This is a genomic window from Pseudomonas sp. GW822-FHT06D10, assembly GCF_058799535.1.
The window spans coordinates 945,163-952,770 of the sequence record NZ_JBXALN010000002.1; the positions used below are offsets into that span (position 1 = coordinate 945,163).

The window sequence follows — 7,608 nt, forward strand, 5'->3', positions numbered from 1 at the left end:
GGCACATTAACATCGCGCGCCCTTTCTCTACCCTTGCTGCCGTTTCGAAGGACCGAATATGTCTCTCTCCACCCTCGGGATGAGGTTGTGCTGTGCCTTGTCCTGCTTGCTGCTGGTCACTGCGCTGCCCAGCGCCACTGCCGCGCCGTTGCCGGGCCCGGCTTTCAACCCCGGCGACCAGGACCTGATCCGCGACCGCCAGAACCGCCTGCTGGAAGAACAGCAGCGGCGCCTCGAAGAACTCAAGGACCTGCCCGGCAAGAGCGCCGCGCCTGTAGCGCCCACGGCGCCGGCCGACAGCCGCTGCTTCCCGATCAAGGACATCCAGCTCAAGGGCGCCGACTCGCTGTCGGCTGCCGAGCGCGAGCGCCTGCTCCAGCCCTACATCGGCCAGTGCCTGGGGGTAGCGCAGCTCAATGAACTGCTCAAGGTCATCACCGACCGCTATATCGAAAAAGGCCTGGTCACCAGCCGTGCCTACCTGCCGCAGCAAGACCTCTCCAGCGGCCAACTGCAAGTGCTGGTGGTGGAAGGCAAGCTCGAAGGGCTCAAGGCCGCCGAAGGCAGCAAGCTCAGTGCCCGTGAGCTGAACATGGCCTTCCCCGGCAGTAGCGGTGAGCTGCTCAACCTGCGGCAGATCGAACAGATGGTGGACCAGCTCAACCGCCTGCCGTCGAACCAGGCGCAGATGGAACTGGCCCCGGGCCAGGCCGTGGGCGGCAGCGAGGTCTTGGTCAAGAACAACGCGCAAAAGCCCTGGCGCGTTGGCCTATCACGCAGCAACGAGGGCCAGAAGAGCACCGGCGAGCAGCAGTGGGGCAGCTCCTTCGAATGGGACAGCCCCCTGGGGCTGGCCGACCAACTGGTGCTGCGCGGCGGCCACGACGCCATCAGCGACCACCAGAAAACCTCGCGCAACGCCATGCTCTATTACAACCTGCCGTTTGGCTGGTGGAACCTCAGCTACAGCTACAGCCAGAGCGAATACCGTTCCCTGGCCCAGGCCGTGGGCTTCAACTTCAAGCAGACCGGCGACAGCCAGAACCACCAGTTGCGCCTGGAGCGGGTGATCCATCGCGACGCCCTGAGCAAGACCTCGCTGAACAGCGGCCTGAGCTACCTGCGCACCAACAACTACATCGAAGACAGCAAGCTGAGTAACAGCAGCAACCGCCTCAGCGAGGCGCAGTTCGGCATCAACCATGGCCGGCGCATCGGCAGCGGCTTTCTCAACCTCGACCTGGGGCTGCAGGACGGCATCGGCGCCTTCGATGCCCAGCGTGAAAACCAGCGCGACCGTTTCGGCAACCGCCAGGCCAACGCCCGTTATCGCAAGTACAGCGCCACCGCCAGCTACCTGCAGCCGTTCAAGCTGGGGGAAGAATCCCTGGTGTTCAGCAGCCTGGTCACCGGCCAGCGCAGCGAGGACCTGCTGTTCAGTTCGCAACGCATGAGCCTGGGCAGCCAGTCCTCGATCCGCGGCTACAAGGACCAGAGCCTCAATGGCGACAGCGGCTACTACTGGCGCAACGACCTGCGCTGGACTCGTCCGGTGGGCTGGGACTGGCTGCGCCCGGTGTTCGCCGAATACGGCACGGGGCTGGGCTATGACTTCGGCGCGATCCGCAACGACCGCTACAACGCCGAGCAGCATGGCCGGGTCTCCAGCGACTCCATCGAATTTTTCGCCCGGGGCAAGCACCTTGCCACCAGCGTGACCTTTGCCCATTCCCTCGAACGGCCCGAAGCCCTGAGTGAACGGGAGGCCCCGATCTATTTCCGCCTGGACCTGTTCCTTTAACTCCGCTCTTTGCCCGAGATATACGACATGGACGCTCGTCAGTTCGCCTTTCTGGCCCGCCAGCCTTGCGCCACCTTGCAAGCGCGGGGTTCGTTCTGGGGGCTGTCCAAACGCGGTCTGGCGTTCATCCTGGCTAACGTGATGTTCTGGCAGCCCGTGGTGGCGATAGCCGACGGCATCGTGGTCAACGGCAGCGGTACAACACTGGGACAGGCCGGCAATGGCGTGCCCATCGTCAACATTGCCACGCCCAATGGCGGCGGGCTGTCGCACAACAAGTTCAGCGACTACAACGTCGGCCAGCAGGGGCTGATCCTCAACAACGCCACCGGTCGTACCCAGGAAACCCAGCTCGGCGGGATCATCCTCGGCAACCCCAACCTGGGCGGCCGTGCGGCCAATGTGATCCTCAACGAGGTCAACGGCGGCAGCCCCAGCCAGCTCAAGGGCTACACCGAAGTGGCCGGGCAGTCGGCCCATGTCATTGTCGCCAACCCCTATGGCGTGAGCTGCAACGGCTGCGGCTTCATCAACACCCCGAAAGCCACCCTGACCACCGGCAAGCCGGTGATCGAGAACGGCCAGGTCCAGCGTTACCAGGTGGACCAGGGCAGCGTCGCCATCGAGGGTGCGGGCCTCAACGCGAGCAATATCGACCAGTTCGAAATCATCACCCGCAGCGCCAAGATCAACGCCGAGATCCAGGCCCGGCACCTGGCGGTGATCGCCGGGGCCAACGACGTCGACGCCAAGACCTTGAACGCCACGGCCCGCACCGCCAACCCGGCGGATGCACCGCAACTGGCCATCGACTCATCAGCCCTGGGCGGCATGTACGCCGGGGCGATCAAACTGGTGGGCACCGAGGCCGGGGTGGGGGTGAAGCTCGACGGCAAGCTGATCGCCAGTGGCGGTGATATCCAACTGGATGCCAACGGCCAGTTGCGCATGGCCGAAGTCACTGCCGAGAAGGGCGCGGTGGCGATCAAGGCCGGCAGCCTGGAGGCCCAGGGCGCGATCTACGCCGGCAGCGAACTCAAGGTGCAAACTCAAGACGACCTGAACAACCACAACACCCTGGCGGCGGCCAACAGCATCAACCTGGGCAGCGGCGGGCAACTGAACAATCAGGGCATCATCGAAGCCGGGGTCAACCTCGACAACAGCCGCAACCCGAACGGCGATGTCACGCTGACTGCGCATACCCTGAACAACAGCGGCAAGAGCGTGGTGGCCAGCCGGGATCTGACGGTCACGACCACCCAGACCCTGAACAACCAGGGCGGCACCCTGAGCGGGCAGCGCCAGGTGAAGGTCAGTGCCGGGGCTCTGGATAACAGCCGTCAGGGCAAGCTGCTGAGCGCCGAGCGCCTGCAACTCGATGCCGAGCAAGTGCGCAACGGCCAGGGCGGCCTGATCAAGAGCCAGCAGTCCCTCAATGCCACCCTCGGCCACCTGGGCAACAGCGGTGGCGAGCTGTCCAGCCAGGGCAGCAGCAACCTGGTGCTGGCCGGGATGGACAACCTCACCGGCGTGGTACTGGCGCAGCAGACCCTGACCATCACCGGCAGCGCTGAGCTGGACAACCAGGGCGGGCTGCTGTCGGGCTGGCAGGGCCTGACCCTCAACGGCACGGGCTTGAACAACAGCAACAAGGGCACCGTCTCCAGCCTCAAAGGCGGTGTCGAGGTCACCCTCAGCGACGCCTTGAACAACAGCCAGGGCGGCGGCCTGGTCAGCCAGCAGGCCCTGGACGTCAAGGCCGCCAGCCTCGACAACAGCCACCAGGGGGTGATCTCCAGCGCCGGCGAGCAAAGCCTCAAGCTGCGCGACCGGCTGGACAACAGCCAGGGCGGCTCCATCGACAGCGCCGCCACCCTGACCCTGCAGGCCATGACCCTGGGCAACCAGGGCGGCACGGTCAACGCCGTTGGCGACCTGGGGTTCATCGGCAGCGACCTGGACAACAGCCACGGCACCTTCACCGGCAAGCAGAGCGTTACCCTCGACCTGCTGGGACACTTGATCAACAACCAGGGCACCCTGTCCGCCGCTGGCCCTTTGCTGCTCAAGCGCAGCACTAAGGTTGAGAACCAGGGCGGCGAACTCTCCAGCCAGCAGTGGCTGCGGCTGTTCACCGAACACTTGGACAACCGACAGAAGGGCCGGGTCGCGGCCAATGAGTCGGTGTTGATCAGCGCCAGTGGCGAAGTGCAGAACAGCGATGGCGGAGAGATCCTCAGCCGCGAAGCCGACCTGCAACTCAATGCCGAGCGTCTGGATAACGCCAGAGGCCTGCTGCAGGCCAAGACCACCCTGGGCCTCGATGTGGCGGCCGACGCCGGTAACCAAGGCGGACAAGTGATTGCCCAGCAGGGCGACCTGACGCTCAAGGCGGGCCACCTCGACAACAGGGCCGGCAAGGTGTCCGCCCTCAACGGCGGCGCCACCCTGGAAACCGCGGCCGATGGCCGCCTCGACAACCGCGACGGCGCGCTCTTCGCCCAGCAGGCTCTGCATATCAGCGCCAGAGAGCTGGACAACAGCGCCGGCCAGATCAGCGCCCGGCAGATCGAGCTGGAGCTCGCTGGTGCCCTGAACAACCGCCAGGGCCTGATCGAAAGCGGCAGTACCCTGGCCACCGCTGCTGCCAGCCTGGACAACCAGCGCGGGCAACTGCGGGCCCTGGGCCTGGCCAGCAAGACCCGGTTCAGCATCGCTGGCACCTTCGACAACCGCGACGGCTCCCTGGAAACCGCCAACAACGACCTGGCCTTCGACGCCGGCGGCTTCAACAACCGCGGCGGCAGCCTGCTGCACAGCGGCAGTGGCGTGTTCGGCATCTCCATGGCCAACCTCGAAGACGTCGGCGGCCGCCTGAAGACCGCCGGCCAACTGACCCTGGAAGCCGAGCGCTGGACCAACAGTAGCTCGATCCAGGCCGATCAGTTACTGGTCAAGGTCGACCACCTGACCCAGACCGCCGACGGCCAGCTCCTGGCGGGCACCGGCCTGACCGGCAGCGGCAGCCACTGGAACAACGACGGCCTGATCGGCAGTGACGCCGCGCTCAACCTCGACCTGAACGGCAACTACAGCGGCAAGGGGCGCCTGAGCAGCATTGGTCAACTGGACCTGCATGCCGCCCAACTGGACCTGGCGGACAGCGCCAGCATCGCCGGTGGCGCCAACGGCACCCTGAAGATCGACGGTGCGCTGAACAGCGCCGGGCGTATCACCGCCAGCCAGAAGCTGCTGCTGAATGCCGCCAGCATCCACAACCCCGGCACCCTGGGCAGCGGCGAAGACCTGAGCCTCAACGCCGCCACCCTGGTCAACGACCATGGCCTGATCTCCAGCGGCGGCAATATGCAGTTGCTGACCAACAGTTTCACCAACCGCTATGCCCAGGTGTACAGCCTGGGTGCCGCGCTGATCGCCAAGGACGACCAGCAAGCCAGGGCCGACCTGCTGGACAACCGCTCCGGGGATATCGAAAGCCTGGGCAAGCTGACCATCGCCGCCAGCACCCTCAACAACGTCATGGACGTGTTGCAGTACACCGAGCACGAAAAGAGTGCCGCCAGCATCACCCGCCTGTCCTGCACCCTGATTCCCGTCGCCGGCTGCGACGACCGCGGCGGTGGCCGCATCAACGGCCTGTGGGAAGTGGCCGAGACCGACCGCCTGCGGGTGACCAACAGCAGCGCCGCCGCCAGCCTCAACAGCGGCGCCGACCTGCAGATCGACACCCAGACCCTGACCAACACCAGCAGCCTGATTACCGCGGCCGGCGACATCAACATCAAGGCCGAGACCGTCCACAACCAGGGCCTGCAACCCCAGGAAATCACCACCCTGCGGCGCTACTGGAGCTTCGTCAACGAAACCGGCACCGCCGCAGCCCTAGCCGCCGCGTTCAACGCCCGCAACAACCCGACGCCTTCGAGCAGCTTCGCCTCCGACCTCAGCGCCTTCATTGCCTGGACCGGGGTGATGCTGTCCTCCAGCAGCAAGGTGGTGGACGGCGACCAATCCTTCGCCGCCACCATCCAGGCCGGTGGCAAGGTCAACCTCAAGGCTGACCAGACCCTCGACAACAGCGTGATCCGCTCCTTCTACGAGTACGTCGGCGCCGGCAAGACCCTGACCGACACCGGCGTTGGCAACGGCTACTCGACGCCGATCCGGATCAACCCGCAACTGCCCCCGGAACTGGCCCAGCAACAGGTCAACCCCCTGGAGCTGCCGGGCTTCACCCTGCCCACCGGCGGCAACGGCCTGTTCCGCCTCAGCGGCCAGGGCAGCACTTTGGCCCAGGCCCCGACGCCTGCGCAGATCGCCGGCCTGCCGGACGCCGCGAGCCTGTCCCGGCCGCACAAGTACCTGATCGAAACCAACCCGGCGCTGACCAACCTCAAGCAGTTCATGAGCTCGGACTACCTGCTGTCCAACCTGGGCTACAACCCCGATGAAAGCGCCAAGCGCCTGGGGGACGGTTTCTACGAACAGAAACTCATCCAGCAAGCCATGGTGGCCCGCACCGGCCAGCGCTTTATCGACGGCCAGGACAGCAACGAAAAGCTCTTCAAGCACCTGATGGACAACGCCATCCAGAGCAAGCAACAGCTTGATCTCTCGGTGGGCGTGACCCTGACCTCCGAGCAAGTCGCCGCCCTGACCCACGACATCGTCTGGCTGGAAAGCCATGAAGTGAACGGCGAACAGGTGCTGGTACCCGTGCTGTACCTGGCCCAGGCCAACAACCGCCTGGCGCCCAACGGCTCCCTGATCGCGGGCAAGGACGTGAGCCTGATTGCCGGCAAGGACTTGAACAACGTCGGCACCCTGCGCGCGGCCAATGACCTGTCGGCGGTGGCGGGGGCGAACCTGGTCAATAGTGGGTTGGTGGAGGCGGGCAAAGGCCTGAATCTGACGGCGGGCAAGGATCTGCTGAACAAGGCCGGTGGTGTTGTCGCTGGGCGTGATGTGGTCTTGACGGCAACTGATGGGGACGTGGTTAACGAGCGAACCTTGACTCGTCATCGGAGCTCCACTTCCACCAGTAATGAGCAACGCGATTTTGTTGATAGTGCAGCGCGCATCGAGGCCACGAACAATCTGACCCTGACTGCAAGCCGGGACCTGAAAAATACCGGCAGTGCATTGACCGCAGGCGGTGATGCGGTGCTCAGCGCTGGGCGTGACCTGTCCATTACGTCCACCGAACAGGCGAACAGCAGCAATGGCCAGTTCAAGAAGGATCTCTGGACGCGTAGTCAGACCACACAAAATGCCAGTGACGTCCAGATAGCCGGCAGTCTGAAAGCAACAGCGGGTCAAGACATTCAAGTTGTGGCGAGCAAGGTTGCTACCCAGCAAAGCTTGTCGATGGTTGCAGCGCGAGATGTGACCATCGAGTCTGCGGCCAATGCGGGTCATAGCTCGTTCAAAACCAGTAACGGTAGAAGTTCTGACGATCAGGTTCGCCAGCAGTCTTCACGGGTAGAGGCGGGTGGTGATCTGTCGATCAAGGCAGGCCAGGACGTGACATTGGTGGCCAGCCGGGTTAAAGGGGGGCAGAACGTCGCCCTGGATGCTGCTCGCGATCTCAATGTGCTGTCGGCAAAGGATGAGACTGCCTCTTTCATGTCCAAGAAGGGCAAAGGCTCCTTTGGTCAGAGCAGCAGCAAACAGCAGGAGAGCTACCACAGCACCAACATCGCCTCCGTGGTCGAGGCCGGGAAAGACCTGACCCTCAACACCAGCAAGAAAGCCGATGGCGGCATGAGCATCAACGGTGGCCG

At 64.5% G+C, this 7,608-nt stretch carries 2 protein-coding genes; both read left to right on the forward strand.

Annotated features, from left to right (window positions below):
* Positions 1-58 precede the first annotated feature (58 nt).
* Positions 59-1,801: a ShlB/FhaC/HecB family hemolysin secretion/activation protein gene (locus tag AC1RL5_RS09895; protein WP_492589274.1), complete on the forward strand. Its 1,743-nt coding sequence runs from the start codon at positions 59-61 to the stop codon at positions 1,799-1,801.
* A gap of 27 nt (positions 1,802-1,828) precedes the next feature.
* Positions 1,829-7,608, forward strand: a 5,780-nt coding sequence (locus tag AC1RL5_RS09900) for a two-partner secretion domain-containing protein (RefSeq protein ID WP_493060562.1), incomplete at its 3' end; no start/stop codon positions are given.

What these genes read in the sequence shown, in the direction of transcription:
- AC1RL5_RS09895 (WP_492589274.1), top strand. Translation starts at nt 59, where the DNA reads ATGTCTCTCTCCACCCTCGGGATGAGGTTGTGCTGTGCCTTGTCCTGC.